This is a genomic window from Enterococcus sp. AZ170 (assembly GCF_050545135.1).
Classification (GTDB): Bacteria; Bacillota; Bacilli; order Lactobacillales; family Enterococcaceae; genus Enterococcus_L; species Enterococcus_L ureilyticus.
In genome coordinates this window covers 2,617,584-2,634,946 of the sequence record NZ_CP172947.1, presented here as the reverse complement: position 1 = coordinate 2,634,946, position 17,363 = coordinate 2,617,584, and the positions used below count along the sequence as shown (strand labels likewise).

The 17,363-nt window shown below is 35.2% G+C and carries 13 protein-coding genes; 12 read left to right on the top strand and 1 reads right to left on the bottom strand.

Translation table 11 applies throughout. The annotated features are described in order from the left end of the window. Positions 1-6: 6 nt before the first annotated feature. From IGJ55_RS12700 to IGJ55_RS12670, 7 genes are all read left to right on the top strand, one after another. A complete protein-coding gene (locus IGJ55_RS12700) occupies positions 7-1,176 on the top strand; it encodes a nucleotidyltransferase (RefSeq protein WP_430606597.1) in 1,170 nt (389 codons plus the stop codon). A 94-nt stretch (positions 1,177-1,270) separates the two neighbouring features. After that, a complete protein-coding gene (locus tag IGJ55_RS12695; protein WP_430606596.1) occupies positions 1,271-1,987 on the top strand; it encodes a YebC/PmpR family DNA-binding transcriptional regulator in 717 nt (238 codons plus the stop codon). 185 nt (positions 1,988-2,172) lie between these two features. Next, entirely contained in the window at positions 2,173-3,165 is a 993-nt protein-coding gene (locus IGJ55_RS12690; RefSeq protein WP_069640104.1) for a LacI family DNA-binding transcriptional regulator, read from the top strand. Between the two features lie 197 nt (positions 3,166-3,362). Next, positions 3,363-4,682, top strand: a complete 1,320-nt coding sequence (locus IGJ55_RS12685; RefSeq protein ID WP_242551036.1) for an ABC transporter substrate-binding protein — start codon at positions 3,363-3,365, stop codon at positions 4,680-4,682. 16 nt (positions 4,683-4,698) lie between these two features. Beyond that, positions 4,699-5,583 (top strand): carbohydrate ABC transporter permease, encoded by an 885-nt coding sequence (locus tag IGJ55_RS12680; protein WP_069640105.1) that lies wholly within the window; start codon positions 4,699-4,701, stop codon positions 5,581-5,583. After that, the gene (locus tag IGJ55_RS12675) at positions 5,580-6,428 is read left to right on the top strand and encodes a carbohydrate ABC transporter permease (protein ID WP_207121210.1); all 849 of its coding nucleotides are present in this window, start codon (positions 5,580-5,582) and stop codon (positions 6,426-6,428) included. Before IGJ55_RS12680 ends, IGJ55_RS12675 begins: the two co-directional genes overlap by 4 nt. Positions 6,429-6,438: 10 nt before the next feature. Further along, positions 6,439-7,914, top strand: a complete 1,476-nt coding sequence (locus IGJ55_RS12670) for a glycoside hydrolase family 32 protein (RefSeq protein ID WP_069640107.1) — start codon at positions 6,439-6,441, stop codon at positions 7,912-7,914. A gap of 631 nt (positions 7,915-8,545) precedes the next feature. On the opposite strand, the gene IGJ55_RS12665 is transcribed toward IGJ55_RS12670, so the two are convergent. Further along, on the bottom strand, positions 8,546-9,127 hold the full coding sequence (locus IGJ55_RS12665) for a YdcF family protein (protein WP_069640108.1): 582 nt from the start codon (positions 9,125-9,127) through the stop codon (positions 8,546-8,548). Between the two features lie 162 nt (positions 9,128-9,289). On the opposite strand from IGJ55_RS12665, the gene IGJ55_RS12660 reads away from it, so the two are divergent. The 5 genes from IGJ55_RS12660 (at position 9,290) to IGJ55_RS12640 (ending at position 17,322) form a co-directional block, all read left to right on the top strand. Next, positions 9,290-10,165: an aminoglycoside 6-adenylyltransferase gene (locus tag IGJ55_RS12660; protein WP_069640109.1), complete on the top strand. Its 876-nt coding sequence runs from the start codon at positions 9,290-9,292 to the stop codon at positions 10,163-10,165. Between the two features lie 395 nt (positions 10,166-10,560). Continuing rightward, positions 10,561-12,033 carry a L,D-transpeptidase family protein gene (locus IGJ55_RS12655; protein ID WP_069640110.1) on the top strand — a complete coding sequence of 491 codons (1,473 nt, stop codon included), beginning with the start codon at positions 10,561-10,563 and terminating at the stop codon, positions 12,031-12,033. Between the two features lie 328 nt (positions 12,034-12,361). Next, positions 12,362-12,541: a 2-hydroxymuconate tautomerase gene (locus IGJ55_RS12650; RefSeq protein ID WP_069640111.1), complete on the top strand. Its 180-nt coding sequence runs from the start codon at positions 12,362-12,364 to the stop codon at positions 12,539-12,541. A gap of 372 nt (positions 12,542-12,913) precedes the next feature. Then, positions 12,914-14,854, top strand: a complete 1,941-nt coding sequence (thrS, locus tag IGJ55_RS12645) for a threonine--tRNA ligase (RefSeq protein WP_430606595.1) — start codon at positions 12,914-12,916, stop codon at positions 14,852-14,854. Positions 14,855-15,204: 350 nt separating this feature from the next. Beyond that, complete coding sequence (locus IGJ55_RS12640; RefSeq protein ID WP_069640881.1) at positions 15,205-17,322, top strand: penicillin-binding transpeptidase domain-containing protein; 2,118 nt, start codon at positions 15,205-15,207, stop codon at positions 17,320-17,322. The last annotated feature ends 41 nt before the right edge of the window (positions 17,323-17,363 follow it).

Genomic DNA, 17,363 nt, shown 5'->3' with positions numbered 1-17,363 from the left:
AAAAAGATGAAAAGCTGCGGCATTATTGTTGAATACAACCCATTTCACAATGGGCATCAGTACCATGCAAAAATGGCGCGAGAAATGAGCGGAGCAGATGTTGTGATTGCAGTAATGAGTGGGAACTTCTTACAACGTGGAGAGCCAGCCATTATCGATAAATGGACACGAGCAAATGAAGCGTTGACTAATGGGGTCGATTTAGTGATTGAATTACCTTTCGCTTATGCTGTACAATCTGCTGATTATTTTGCTGCAGGTGGCATCAAATTACTTCATGCTCTAAATTGTGAAGCTTTATGCTTTGGTACTGATAATCAATCAGAGATGGATTATGAATTATTTGGAAATTTTGTGAAAAATAATCAGATTGAGATCAATCAACTGTACCAAACGATCAAAAATAACGGTATGAGTTATCCTCAGCAAATGACAGAAGTTTTCCGCAGGCTTTACCCAAGTAGTGGATTAGACTTTTCTTCACCTAATCATATATTAGGGTTAAGCTATGCTAAAGAGAATGCAAATTATGAAAAGCCAATGAAGTTATATCCTTTAAAACGAGAGCAAGCGGGTTACCATGATACAAATATTTATCAAGATTTTGCCAGTGCTACTGCAATTAGGAAAGCTGTTTTCTCAGATGAATTAGCCCAAATCACAAAAGTACTGCCAGAAAAAGTAGTAATCGATTTGGCCACTTTACCGACCATTTCTTGGGAGAATTATTGGCCACTATTAAAATATAAATTAATCAGCAGTTCAACTTCGGATTTACAAGAGATTTACCAAATGAAAGAGGGAATCGAATATCGTTTACAAGAAGCAGCTAAAAATTCGGATTCTTTCCAAACATTTATGGAGCAAGCAAAAACAAAACGATATACTTGGACACGTCTTCAAAGATTGGCGACGTATGTTTTGAATAACGTTAAACAACAAGAAATAACAAACTCTTGGAATCACACTCACATACAAGTTTTGGGTTTCACAGAACAAGGCCAACGCTTTTTGCGAGAAGAAAAAAAACAGCTAACATTGCCTCTGATTACAAAAGTATCGAAAAGTTTGAAGACCCAATTAGCGGTAGATATTCGCAGTAATCAACTTTATCAGTTAGGACATCCCAGTATTTTAGAACAGAATTTTGGTCGATTTCCGATTCGTATCCGTTAAAAATAAAAAACACTTAACAAAAGTTGATTTGGCAAGTATAATAAGAAAGGCGCTATAAACAAAAAATAATAATGAATGAAAGCGAAGTGAGAATATGGGTCGTAAGTGGGCAAATATTAAAGAGAAAAAAGCTGCCAAAGACGCAAATAACAGCCGAGTTTATGCAAAATTCGGAATTGAAATTTACGTAGCAGCGAAATCGGGTGATCCTGACCCTCAAGCAAATCAGAAATTACGGTTTGTGATCGAACGCGCAAAAACATATAATGTACCAAAACATATCATTGACCGAGCAATTGAAAAAGCCAAAGGTTCAGGCGATGAACAATACTCTGAATTACGTTATGAAGGATTTGGACCTAACGGCTCAATGGTCATTGTTGATGCTTTGACAAATAACGTAAACCGAACAGCATCAGATGTACGTGCTGCTTTTGGTAAAAATGGTGGAAATATGGGTGTCAGCGGAGCTGTAGCATACATGTTCGATCATACAGGTGTGATTGGATTTGCAGGTGAGGATGCTGATGAAATTCTTGAGTACTTGATGGAAAAAGACATTGATGTACGTGATGTTACAGAAGAAGAAGGTCAAATTATTGTCTATACAGAACCAGAAGATTTCCATACAGTCCAAGAGGCCTTAAAAGAAAAAGGTATTGAAGCCTTTTCCGTTTCTGAATTAGAAATGATTGCTCAAAATGACGTTGAATTAGCTGGAGAAGATTTAGAAAAATTTGAACATATGATTGATGTTTTAGAAGATCTAGATGATGTTCAAAAAGTTTATCATAACGTAGAGTTAGATTAGTTCGATAAGCTTGAGCTATAACTTGTTTGTAATCTAATTTTGAGATTACGAAAGAGTTATAGCTTATTTTTTATAAAAATTATTTTAAGAAATTAGCTTAAGAAGTTTTTTTGGAATCGTTTCCCTATTTTCAAAATTATATGTTACAATTCAAATCAGATCATTATTAAGAAAGCTGGGATAAGATGAAAGCAACGATGAAAGATGTTGCCGCATTAGCTGGGGTGGGCGTTGGAACTGTATCTAGAGTCATTAATGGAGTAAAAGTCAAAGAAATTACCAGAAAAAAAGTTGAAGCTGCCATCAATGAATTATCTTATGAACCTGATGAATATGCAAGGGCTTTAAAAACCAATCGGAGTAATACTTTAGCCTTAATTCTTCCAACGATTTGGCATCCTTTTTTTTCAGAGCTTGCATATTATATTGAAGAGGAACTCAGCAAAAAAGGATATAAACTTTATTTGTGTAATGCAGATGGTGATCCAGAAAAAGAATATGAATATATCCAAATGGTCAAGCAAAATAAGGTTGATGGAATTATTGGGATTACTTATTCAGATGTAGATAAATACGTATCGTCTAATTTGCCGTTTGTTAGTATTGATCGACATTTTTCAGAAGATGTGACTTATGTTACCTCAGATAATTTTGCTGGTGGAAGGCTAGCTGCAAAAGAATTAGTCAAGCGAGGATGTAAAACAGTAGCATATATAGGCGGTTTTTCACCATTTCCCAATGAAACTGTTAATCGGCGAGAAGGTTTTTTAGCATATTGTAGAGACAAAAAGATAACGTATAAAATCCTAGATATGCCAGAACCAATCACAGATTTACGTGAGCAAATTTTACAGTTTATCAAAAAAAATGATACGATTGACGGTATTTTTACAGTGAATGATTTTATGGGATTAAATGTTTTAGAAACGCTAGAGACAATCGGCAAAACAGCACCTAAGGATTTTCAGTTAATCGGATTTGATGGAGTGAGAATGGCACAGGAAAGAAAGTATGCACTTTCAACGATCGCTCAATCTGTTCCATTGATGGCTGTTACAGCAGTAGATGCTATTTTGAATAAAATAAAAGGAGTAGAGGTTCCTAAAAGAATTATTTTACCTGTGACTTTTGTTTCTAATTATACGACGATTGAAAATGATAAAGATGCTATAACGTGAATTGTTTGATGATAAAATGGTTTGAGGTGTTTAGAATAGGCGTTTTTCGTGCTATTCTAAACACTATTTTTTTTATTTGAAATTCAGTTGACAGAAAGCGATTTCAATGCTATTCTTTTTTTATCAATTAATAAAACGTTTCCATTATATTTTTTTCAATAAAATGGAAACGTTTCAAATTAAAGGGAGAGATGTTAATGAAGAAGTATTTTTGCAAGTTCATGCTTGTGATCATTGTGGTTTTCTTTATTTTTTCTGGTTGTGGAAACGTTTCAAAAAAATCGAAAGATGGAATAAAAAATACTGGGGACATAAAAATTTGGGTTCAGTTTTCAGACGAAACTCCTGAAGGAAAGGCTTGGCAGACAATTGTGGATAACTTTAATAAAGAGTATCAAGGGAAATATAAGGCAATCACTGAATACATTCCAAGAAGCGGCAGCGGTGGTGGTTATGAAGATAAAGTGAATGCTGCGATCACAACGAATAGTTTGCCTGACGTTCTAACTCTAGATGGTCCAAATACTGCTGCCTATGCAAATGCAGATGTAATTGAACCGTTAGATGAATACTTAGATGATGCAAATATGGATGATGTGCTTGATAGTATCGTTCAACAAGGAACTTACAATGAGAAATTCTATGCATTTGGTTTTTCTGAATCAAGTGTAGGGATTTATTACAACAAGCAACTATTTAAAAAGGCGGGCATCAAAGAGGACGAACTACCAACGTTAGATAAACCTTGGACATGGAACGAGTTTAAAGAAGTTTGTCAAAAATTAGTGGATGAATATGAGTTACCAGCGATAAATATTCAGTTAGCTTCTAAAGATGAAATGCTGACTTATGCCTACACGCCGTTTATTTGGTCAAACGGAGGAGAAGTTGTAAATCAATCTGGGACAGAAGCTTTAGGTTATTTTAATGATCCAAAAAGTGCAGAAGCACTTCAATTTATTCAGGACTTAGTAAAAAAAGGGTACACTACTAATACGCCTATTGAAAAAGGCTTTGAAACTGGAAAATATCCGATGCTTTTAAGCGGATCATGGACGATTGCTGATTTAAATGAAAATTATAAAGAACTTGAATACGGTATTTTACCATATCCTGTATCTAATAAAACAAAAAAATTAGTTTCACCAACAGGTAGTTGGCAAGTAGCGATGTCCTCTAAAACAAAAGAAAAAGAAGCATCAGCTACATTTATTAAGTATGTAACAAATACAGAATCAAGTAAAATCATGAGTTTAGGCAATAGCGTTTTACCTATTAGAAAGTCAACGATCGAATTGATCAAAAACGATGTGTCTGAGGAAATGCGCTTTCTAATGGAACAAAACCAAAAATCAGGTCATGCGCGTCCTGTTGTAGTAGCGTATCCTCAAGTTTCCCGTGCGTTTCAACAATCAATTCAAGATGCGAGCTATTACAAAGAAAATCCTGATGTACAAAAAATCGTAGATGTTCACGCAGAAGAAATGCAGCAAGTTATCGACAGGATGTTGAAGTGATAAAGGAGGAGAAAAAATGAATCGGAAACCAACAGTCAAGGAAAATTTAGTAGGATATAGTTTTTTAGCACCAGCACTTATTTTATTGACGATTTTTCTTTTGATTCCAGTGGGAATGGTTGCCTATTATGCTTTTACAGATTACTATCTACTGACCCCAGATAATCGGCAATTCATTGGTTTAGATAACTTTAAACAATTATTTAATGATCCAATTTTTATAAAAAGTATGCTGAATACAGCTAAGTTTGTCATTTGGATCATTCCAGTCCAATTGGGGGCAGCATTAGGAATGGCCTTGATTATCAACAAAAAAAGAAAAGGAAATTTATTATTTAAAGTAGCATTTTTTGCACCAGTTGTCATGTCTTTGGTAGTTATTTCCATCTTATGGTTGTATTTATTAAATCCGAATGAGGGGCTGATCAATTCCTTGTTAATGAAAATAGGGATCTCTGCTCAACCATTTTTAACGAGTCCTAAACAAGCAATGTACACGATCGTGTTTGTCTCTGCTTGGCAAGGTGCAGGTTATCAAATGTTATTGTTTTTAGGTGGTATGCAGAATATCCCGCAAGATGTTTATGAAGCCGCTGAAATGGATGGCTTCACAAAATTTCAACAATTTCGTTATATTACACTGCCTTTATTAAAGCCGACAGCTATCTTTGTCTTATTAACAACACTTATCTCAGCGTTTAAGTTGATTGTTCAGCCAATGGTCATGACCCAAGGCGGACCAATGAATTCTACAATGACCATGGTTTATTATATTTATCAGACAGGTTTCACCGATCGAATGGTGGGCTACTCTAGCTCAATAGCGCTGATTTTTACAACCTTGATTGGTTTGATTACGATCGGTCAAAGAAAATTAATTAAGGAGGACAAAGACGAATGAAAAAAAAGATTGGACCACTAATGATTTTTGAATATGTTTTATTATTTATTTTAGCGGCATTGTTTATTTTTCCAATGCTTTGGATGATTGTTTCTGCTATGAAATCAAATGCAGAAGTTTATACAAACCTTTCTTCTTTTAAAGCTTTTTTACCTAGTCTAAATCCTGCAAATTGGTTTAAAACTTATCAAGAAGTCATTGAACGATTCAGTATTTGGACATATTTGCTAAATAGTATTTTTTATGGCATTACTTTTGCAGCAGGATCGATCATTGTTAATTCATTAGCAGGTTTTGCCTTTGCCAAAATCAATTTTACAGGAAAAAAAATAATTTTTGGTTTCTTATTAGCACTTTTGATTATTCCAATGGAAACAGTCTTGATTCCTCAGTTTACAATTGTCAATGCATTGGGATTAGTTAATAGTCGTATTGCTGTGATTTTACCAGCTATGGCTAGTGCGTTTAACATCTATTTATTTAGAAATTTCTTTATTGCAATACCGGAAGAAATCATTGAATCCGCTAAAATTGATGGTGCAAGTATCGCTAAAATCTTTTTTTCAATCATGCTACCGATGTCTAAACCAGCGGTAGCGACCGTCGGGGTTTTATCATTTATCGGAAGTTGGAATGATTATATTTGGCCATTAATGGTATTGACAGATAAAAGTAAGTTTTCCATGCAAGTCGCAATTACAACGATTAATACGACACAACCCGTTTATATCAATCAGGTTATGGCGGTTTTAACAATTTCAACGATTCCACTAATCATTATTTATATTGTCGCTCAAAAATATATCCTGCAAGGGTTGGGCGGTTCTGGTACAGGAATCAAATAGGAGAGAGAGAATGAAAGAAAAACTCGAACAAGCTAATCAATATATTAAAGAAAATAAAGGTAGAATTGATCCTGTTTATCGTCAAGGCTATCATTTGATGGCACCGATAGGCTGGATCAATGATCCGAATGGCTTTGTCTATTACAAAGGTGAATATCATTTGTTTTATCAGTATTACCCATATGATAGTATTTGGGGGCCAATGCACTGGGGACATGCTAAATCAAAAGACCTGCTCCATTGGGAAGATTTACCAGTAGCACTGGCACCAAGTGAGGAATATGATATAGACGGATGCTTTTCAGGAAGTGCAATTGAAAAAGATGGAAAACTCTATTTAATGTACACAGGTCATTATGAACGTGAAGGAATTAAACGAGAAGTTCAGTGTATGGCAGTGTCAGAAGATGGTATTCATTTTGAAAAATTTCTCGAAAATCCTGTAATTTCGGAACAACATATTGAGGGAGTTGCAGCAATTGATGATTTTCGTGATCCTAAAATAGTCGAACATGATGGTCTATATTATAGTGTAGTTGCCTCAAAAACAGCTGAACAAAGAGGGCAGATTTTATTATTTCAGTCAGATGATTTAGTTCATTGGCAGTTTACTTCTATACTTCTTAAAGGAGAAAAGGAACAGGGGATTATGTGGGAATGTCCCGACTTATTTCATTTAGATGGAAAAGATGTCTTATTGATTTCTCCTATTGAAATGGAGAAAAAAGAGAACTCTTATGAAAATATCAATTCTACTGTGGCGTTTATAGGAGAAGTAGATTGGTCAACAGGTCGTTTTACTGTAGATAATCATCATGAAATTGATTTTGGCTTAGATTTTTATGCTCCTCAAACTTGTTTTGATGAACAAGGAAAGCGAATTATGGTTGCTTGGATGCAGATGTGGGGGCGTAATATGCCGACGAATGAGTTGGGGCATCTTTGGGCAGGAACTATGACCTTGCCACGTGAGCTCCATGTAGTAGACCAACAAGTGATTCAACAACCGATTAATACAATTTATAAATTAATCACAGATAAAAAAAGAATCAAAAAGGAAAAATTAGAGAATTCATCCATTGAACTAGATAATATTGAAGCCAAGCAATTCTATATTGAGTTAAGTGGAACCCTAACACAAACTGAAAATTTAGCTATAAAGGTTCTGAGAACAAATGAGTCTGCCGTTGAACTAATCTATGAGCCTGCTACTGGTTATTTATCTATTAGTCGTGATAGCTTTGGTTTTAAGATTACAGGAATTGAAACAGAGCAATTAACAAAGCGAACGACAAGAGTTCCCCTAATAGACAATAGCCTTTTACTAGAGGTATTCAGAGATACATCATCAATAGAAGTATTTGCTAATGGCGTAGCAACGATGTCTATGAATTTTTATGAAAAAGAGCAAAGTGAACCACCGAGCGTATCCGTTACTGGTATGATTGAAAAACTAAAAATAAATTATGGAACGATCAAATTATAATCTATCAGGAAGAAGCCGAGATTAAAAGGGGTAGCTCCTCTTATTTCCGAAGGATCTGCTTTTTCTCGCCGTTTATTCGGATATAGAGAGCGCAACAAAACTGATTTTTAGTTTTGATGTGCTCTCTTTTAGTCTCATTATTTAGTTATATTTAGCGTTTAAAAGAATATTCCTATTTTTTAATCTAAGCGACAAGAAAAACAAGTAACGGAATGTATCATATAAGTAGTCATAAAAAAAATAAACCCTTCATACACACACTATATGAAGGGAAACACAATATGAAAAAACTAAGAACATAAGTATAGTAGCATTTTTATTTACAATTCTCAAATATTTAGCATTTTATGTAAATTTTTGAGAATTCATTTCGAATCAGAAAGAAAAAGAATACTTTTAGTTAGTTTATTATAGAAAAAACATGTGTCTCAAGATTTTTATCTGTAAAGATAATTAGATATCTAAACTTCAAGTGAGAAATGATCCAAACTAAATTTTTGGCCCGTTCTTTTGTAGAGTTATAAAAAAGCTATTTTTAGAATAATAATCTTAACCAAATCGTTCAAAAATAGCGATCGTAACTATTTTGAGCTTGGAACGTAAGAGTCCCAATCACTCTTATAATTTTTGTCTAATGATCAAAAAGCAACCCATAGCCCAAGGCACAAATCTCTCTAACGTAAGTTTTGAATGTAGCAGATGATTTGGAAACAGAAGGAAGTCCGCTGATTTCAGATATTCCCAGTCGTTTTGCCAATAATTTTGACCGATACATATGAAAATCACTTGTGACAATAACTGTATTTCCTAATGCTTGTTTCTTTTGAGCATTTTGAATATTTTCTTTGGTACGTGTGGATGTGTCTTCTATTAAAATTTGTTTTTGTGAAATGCCATTGCTTCTTAAATACTCTGCCATGACATTAGCTTCACTATCTGGTTCGTCAGATCCTTGCCCCCCACAAACAATCACTGTTGCTTTCGGATATTTTTTTAAATAAGGAATAGCCGCATCTAATCGTTCTTTTAAAACAGTACTCGGATAGGCATTGTTTTTTGAAGTGCCTTTTACTTGTGCTCCCAAGATAAGTACCGTATCTGGCTTTGTTGTTGGCTGGTCTTTTGTTCCGCTGAAAATCAGAAATAAAACAAAGCCAGCATAAATAATCCCTACTCCTAAAATTAGTAACATGATTCTCTTTATCCATTTCATAACCTCACAACCTTTCTCATCTATTTTAGTAGATGAACAAGTTGAACGGTACTTGCCGTTTCTTTTTTAATCTTTTTTTAACGTTTTTAAGATAAAGTATAACACAATTGATGAGATTGCTTTATACTTTATCTATATAAGCTAAAATGGGGAGGGATAGCTATGCGTACAAAAGAAGAGATGTTTCAATTGATTTTAACGATTGCTGAAAAGGATCCCAGAATACTCGCAGTTGGAATGAATGGTTCGCGAACAAATAAAAATGCACCGAAAGATTTATTTCAGGATTATGATATTGTTTATATTGTGGAGTCGGTTGAAGTATTTCGCAAAGATCAGTCATGGTTAGCTGAGTTTGGACCGCGTTTGATCATGCAGACGCCGGAAGATATGGTATTGTTTCCACCAACAAAGGATGGAAGATTTGCCTATTTAATGCTGTTTGAAGATGGAAATCGAATCGATCTGACCCTGTGTCCAAAAGAGCAAGCTGCATACTGGAATGAAGGAGATCTTTTGGCTGAGATTTTATTAGATAAAAACCACTTATTGCCTAATTTAATGGAAGCAACGGATCAAAATTATTGGATCAAAAAGCCTACCCAAGAAGAATTTTCAGATTGTTGTAATGAATTTTGGTGGGTCAGTACGTATGTCGTGAAAGGTTTGTGTCGTAACGAGCTATTCTATGCAGCGGATCATTTACATGATAACTGCCAAAAAGAATTATTACGTTTACTGTCTTGGCAAGTTGCGGGAAAGCATGGTTATCACTTCAGTATTGGGAAAAATTATAAGTACTTGCCTAATTATTTGACAGAAGAACAGTATGAACAGCTAGTAAAAACAATGAATATTTCTAGTATTTTTTTGGCGTGGTCAGCTCTATTGTCCTTACAAAAGCAATTTGATTATTATGCTCGGATAGTTTCACAAAAAAATCACTTCATTTATGACCAAAAAACAGCTGAAAAAGTCAAGCTTTATACAAATAATTGGTTCACTAAACAAAGTAAACTTGCGTTTAAAGAAAATTAGAGAAATTTCCATGCCATTTTTAAGTTTATTGTAAATAAATTAGAATTTAATCAAAGATATTGCTAAATGGTCTTTTTTCCTCTCCTATATATGTGGTAGAATGATAAGTACACTGTATCAAAATTTTGACTGTTACTCATCCTGTTTGTCAGAAAAAATGAAAGTTCAGCATTTATACATAAAAACATGAATTTTTTCTCATGTGTAAGCAGATTAATTGAACACTGAGGAAATTTTAACTAAACTAGCTTTAAAATACAGTTATTAATTTAGTACGAATAGAAATTTTAACGATATCAAGAGGAAGAGGAGCTTCCTTTTACTTTAGTTTTTGAACAGGAAAAAAGTATTTCGTCAAAGTAAGCATATAAATCATAAAAAAGGAAGATAGCTCAATGGAAAATGAAGAATCAGTTAGTCGCTCGACCAAGAATGCGAAGGGATCCAAAAATAAAAATCAGTCAAGCAAGAAAAAGAAAAAATGGCTAGTTCCAATAGTGGGAGTATTGATTCTTTTAGCACTGGTATTTACTGGTGGCCTTGTTTATTTTCAATCTCATTTTTTCATAACGGCGAAAGCTAATGGTGTTGATATTAGTTTATTAAGTGCCAAAGATGCAAAAAGCAAACTTGAGGAATTGAACAAGTCAGAAGCTGTTGTGATCAAGGTGAACGATAAAGAAGAAAAAATCGAATTACCTAAAAAATATGAAATCTCAGAAGAGTATTTAAAACAAAACATCGGGGACCGCTCGATTAAGCTACCAGTCAATGAAGAGTACAAGACTGAATTGAAAAATAAACTAAATGAACTTAGCTTTGAAGAGGGGACACCTAGTCAAGATGCTCGGATTGAGAAAGTCGATGGTAATTACCAAATCATTCCGGAACAGACAGGGACCGCGGTTGATAAAGAAGCGTTGATGAATCAAGTACTTAAAGATGTTGAGGCTAATAAAGGGAATTACGTATACGATATTAAAGAATTTTATCAAAAACCAGCAGTGACTAAAGAAGATAAAGGCTTACAAGAAAAATTAACATTGTTGTCGAAAAAAGAAAACAAAGCAATCACGTTAGACATCAATGGTGAAAAACTGACCTTAACCAAAGAAGAGTTGCAATCATTTATGGATACGTCAGGAAATGTTGATGACAATAAAGTTTACGCATGGGTTGAACAAACAAACCAAAAATATGGTTCGATCTTCAAACCAATCATTTTTAAAAATGTTCATGGTGTAACAACAAAATACAAAAACAACGGTGGCTATGGTTGGGATATCAATATGCCGCAAACAAGAGATTTACTTGTCCAAGCAATCAACAGTGATAAAGAAACAGAAACAATCACAGTACCGATTGATGGTGATGTGACACAATCATCAACTGTTAATAAGGACTATGTAGAAATTGACTTAAACGATCAAAAGATGTATTTCTTTAAAGATGGCGTAAAAGTTGTCGAAACAGATGTTATTACTGGTCGTTATAACAAAGGAACCGCCACAGTTCCAGGTTTCCATACGATTTTATACAAAGATACGGATACAAAGTTAGAAGGCGAAATGCTTGATGGTTCAAGTTATAGTGTACCTGTAAAATATTGGATGCCGTTGAAGAGCTTTGGTGGTGTTGTTACACAAATCGGGATTCATGATGCAGATTATAAAGCAGAATATTTTGGGAACAAAGAAGCCTATAAAACCAATTTTGGTAGTAATGGTTGTATCAATACCCCAGGAGCTGCAGCTGCTCAAATTTTTAACGGTGCTTATGCTGGAATGCCAGTTATTATTTATGGACACATCTATGACGATGCACCTGGAGAATTTGACAAACCAGTTGATTATGGTGAACCAGCTTAAAGGGAATGAAAAAGAAGTCCGATTGGGCTTCTTTTTTTATGACAAAACATGAATTATTAGGAAGTTAAGAAATATAAAAGAAGAGATTGTGTATGACTGTTTTTGACAAAGCTGCGCACCATTATAATGGGTTTTCGCAGGTTGAACTTCTAAACCATTTTGAAGTAATTGGGTTCAAATCTGTAACTAGTAGAACGTTTGATCATAGGAAATAATTATATGAAGCAAAATGTGTCAAAGTTCATATTGACAGCTAAAAAATAAGCTTTATAATCATAAAATATGTTATGATTATACTAAAAATTAAAAATTATACGGGGGAAAGACGATGCCATTTATTCATGTTGATTTAATAGAAGGTCGTAGCGAGGAGCAACTAACAAATATGGTCAAAGACATTACTGAGGCCGTATCGAAAAATACAGGGGCACCTCAAGAAAACATTCATGTTTTTGTGAATGAATTAAAAAAAGATCGTTATGCGCAAGGTGGACAATGGAAAAAATAAGTTATTTAAAGAAATACTTGCTTTTTGGATTAAGAAGTGTTTAAATTAACACATAAATGATTGATGAGAAAGACAACTGAACTTGTAAGCAGTCTTTTAGAGAGGAAAATCTTGGCTGAAAATTTTCCAGACCCGCACAAGGAATGACCACTTTTTCCAACCTTTGTCGAAACAAAGGCGGTCGTACCGTTAACACGCTTGAGGAATACGGCTGTTTGCTGTGTTTAAAAATAGGTGGAACCACGAACTTTTCGTCCTAGTATCGGATATTTTTATCCGATACTAGGACTTATTTTTTTGCTCAAGTGAGATTATATTGTTGGAAAGTCGTAAAATCTCGTAATCAATGATAAAAAAATTGGAGGAAATAACATGTTAATTAAAATTACATTTCCAGATGGTGCATTTAAAGAATTTGAGTCTGGATCATCGACATTAGACATTGCTAAAAGTATTAGTAACAGCTTAGCTAAAAAAGCTTTAGCAGGGAAATTCAATGGCAACTTAATCGATTTAGTTCGCCCAATCGAAGAAGATGGCTCAATTGAAATCGTAACACCAGATCACGAGGATGCACTAGGAATTTTACGTCACTCATCAGCTCATCTAATGGCCAATGCTTTACGTCGCCTATTCCCAAAAATCAAATTTGGTGTGGGACCAGCTATCGATTCTGGCTTTTATTATGACACTGATAATGGTGAAAACCCGATCACAGCTGGAGACTTACCAGCAATCGAAGCTGAAATGATGAAAATCGTCAAAGAAAATAACCCAATCGTCCGTAAAGTTGTTTCTAAAAACGAAGCGTTAGAATTATTTGCAGATGATCCTTACAAAGTTGAATTGATTTCTGAACTTCCAGAAGAGGAGACCATCACTGTTTACGATCAAGGAGATTTTGTTGATTTATGTCGTGGTGTCCATGTCCCCTCAACAGGACGTATTCAAGTATTCCAGTTATTATCAGTGGCTGGTGCTTATTGGAGAGGGAATTCTAACAATCAAATGATGCAGCGTATATACGGAACGGCTTTCTTCGATAAAAAAGACCTAAAAGAATTTATTAAAATGCGTGAAGAAGCCAAGGAACGTGATCATCGTAAATTGGGCAAAGAGCTTGATTTATTCATGCTTAATCCAGATGTTGGTTCAGGATTACCTTTCTGGTTACCAAAAGGTGCAACAATCCGTCGTACGATTGAGCGTTATATCACAGATAAAGAAATCAGCCTAGGCTATCAACATGTTTATACACCAATTATGGCTAATGTTGAATTTTACAAGAGATCAGGTCACTGGGATCACTATCATGAAGATATGTTCCCGCCAATGGATATGGGCGATGGCGAAATGTTAGTACTTCGTCCAATGAACTGTCCACATCACATGATGGTGTATAAAAATGATATACACAGCTATCGTGAACTACCAATTAGAATTGCTGAATTAGGGATGATGCACCGTTATGAAAAATCAGGAGCGTTATCAGGTTTACAACGTGTACGCGAAATGACATTGAACGATGGCCATACCTTTGTTCGTCCAGATCAAATCAAAGAAGAATTCTTGCGTACATTGAAATTGATGGTTGAAGTTTATGCTGATTTCGATGTGACAGATTATCGTTTCCGTTTAAGCTTAAGAGATCCTAACAACAAAGAAAAATATTTCGATGATGATGCAATGTGGGAAAGATCACAAACAATGATCAAAGAAGCTGCTGATGAAGCCGGAATTGATTATTTTGAAGCAGAAGGTGAAGCAGCCTTTTATGGACCTAAACTGGATGTTCAAGTAAAAACGGCATTGGGTATGGAAGAAACATTATCAACAATTCAAATCGATGCTTTATTACCAGAACGTTTTGATTTGACTTATGTTGGTGAAGATGGTGAAAATACACATCGTCCATTAGTTATCCATAGAGGAATCGTTTCAACTATGGAACGATTTGTAGCTTACTTGACAGAAGTATACAAAGGGGCATTTCCAACTTGGTTGGCACCAATCCAAGCAACAATTATTCCTGTATCCGTTGAAGCTCATTCAGATTACGCTTATGAAGTGAAAAAACGGCTGCAAGAACAAGGTTTACGTATTGAAGTAGATGATCGTAATGAGAAAATGGGTTACAAGATCCGTGCTTCTCAAACACAAAAAATTCCATATCAAATCGTTGTCGGCGATAAAGAAATGGATGACGCAACTGTGAATATTCGCCGTTACGGTAGTAAAGAAACAGAAGTGATCGACTTGAATATTTTTGTGGATAGTATGGTTGCTGATGTAGCAAATTATAGTAGAAAATAATCAAGAAGAGGTTGGGACAGGAGTGTTTAATCCCGAGAAATAAGAAGGGATTCACGAAAATTGCTCTTCAAATTTTTGTGAATTTCGGCTTATTTCCGAAGCCTTCAAATCTTAGTGCTTTAGCACTTAGAATTTGATGTGATCGAAGCGAAGCGTAGTGATTGCTTCTGCTCCCACCGTTTATACGGATTCTTTGAGTCTGAGATATAACTCGTAGAGTTATGTCCCAGACGTTTTTATTCAATAAAAGTTAAATATTTTCTTAGTAAGAGGATTCCCTCTATTTTTTTTTGTGTTTTTTCGTTACAATAGAGAAGCGAGAATTTTCTCATATGGAGGATTAACAATAAATGAAAAAAATGAGCTTTTTAGATAAATTAAAAAATAATAATGAAGAACCTATGACACAAAAAAGTAAAAAATCACATATCCCCTTTCGACTAAACCTACTGTTTTTTGTGATCTTTGGTTTGTTTGTGGCTTTGATCGTTCGCTTAGGATACTTACAAATTGCTGAAGGACAGCAATATGCACAAAAAGCAGAAGAAAATTCAACGTTAAAAATCAAAAGTACTGCTCCTAGAGGACAGATTTACGATGCAAAAGGGAACATATTGGTCGGCAATAAAGCCAACCTTGCGATTACCTATACTCGTGGGAAAAAGGTTCAACCCAAAGACCTCGTTCCTATTGCACTCAAAGTAAATGAGTTGATCCACGTACCAGCAGATGACTTGAGTGAACGCGATAAGAAGGATTTCTGGTTAGCAGATCCTGAAAATTTAAAAGCGGCGCAAAAGCGTTTGACTGATGCTGACAAGGTGGATGAAAAAGGCAATAAAATTACAGATGAAGCAACGTTGTATATTAAAACAGTTGAAAAAGTCACTCCTGAAGAAATCAATTTTGATGAGCAAACGTTACAAGCTGCGACCATTTTTAAACGCATGAATTCTGTGGGGGAATTAAACACAGCCTTTATCAAAAATGAAGGGGTCACTCAAGATGAGATCGCAATAATTGGCGAAAACTCCTCAGAAATAGCAGGTGTTTCAACTGGAGTGGATTGGGACCGGGAATACCCAAACGGCACCGATCTTACGAATTTAGTCGGAAAAGTATCTTCTCAAAAAGCTGGTTTACCAGCTGAAGAAGCTGATGAGTATATCGCAAAAGGTTATGAATTAAATGATCGGGTAGGGACTAGTTATTTAGAGAAACAATATGAAGACGTTCTTCAAGGTCAAAAAGCGATATCAGAAGTAACACTGGATAGTAATGGTAAAATCGTTACACAAACACCTGTATCAGAAGGTAAAAAAGGTGAAAATTTGAAATTAACGATCGATATGGCGTTTCAGGCTAAAATAGAAGAAGTAGTGCGGGAGCAATATCAACAACTATTAGCAACTGGAAATGCTGCTTATTCAGACGGTGCCTACGTTGTTGTTATGAACCCGAAAACTGGAGCTGTTATGGCGATGGTAGCATTAGATCGTGATGTGGCCACGAATGAAGTGACCTCTAATCCACTAGCCACAATCAACAAAGCTTTTGAGCCTGGATCTGTGGTAAAAGGTGCCACGATTTCAGCTGGTTATGAACAAGGTGTGATCAGTGGAAATGATGTACTGATCGATGAGCCATTACAAATTTATGGAAGTGAACAAAAGTCATCTGTATTTAACAAAACCCTAGGGAACCAAATACCACTTAATGCAGAACAAGCATTAGAATATTCATCGAACGCGTACATGATGAAATTAGTCTTGAAAATGATGAACACAGATTATCAATACAATATGGTTTTACCTTACAAAACAGGGGATCCAACATTATTTAATGTGTTGCGTAAGACATTTGGTGAATATGGAATGGGTGTTTCTACGGGCATCGATTTACCAGGGGAAGAGACTGGTTTATCTAATACAGCTTTTGATACTGACGCAGCACCTATGCCAGGACATTTACTCGATTTATCCTTTGGGCAATATGACACGTATACAGCAATGCAGTTGGCGCAATATGCTGCAACAGTCGCAAACGGTGGTACTCGGATTGCGCCACATGTCGTTGAAGGTATTTATGATAACAAGTCAGATGGAACACTCGGTGATTTAAAAGAAGAAATGAAACCAAAGGAATTAAATAAAGTTGATATTAGTGCAGAACAAATGAACATTATTCAAAAAGGTTTCTATGATGTAGTACACGGGACAGGTGTCTTTACGACAGGTCGGTATATGCAAGGAGCAGCCCTTGATATTGCTGCTAAAACTGGTACTGCTGAGACTAATGTGGGAGAACATGTTACAGTGAATAGTAACGTTGTCGCTTATGCCCCAGCAGATGATCCAGAGATTGCTGTGAGTGTCATTTTACCTCATTTAACTAGCGAAAGTACTAGACCAAACCAATCAATGGTCACAGCGATCGTCAATGCTTACGCTGAATATAAAGCACAATAAGATTTGTAAAGTAGTTTTCCTTTACAAATTTCGTCAAAAGG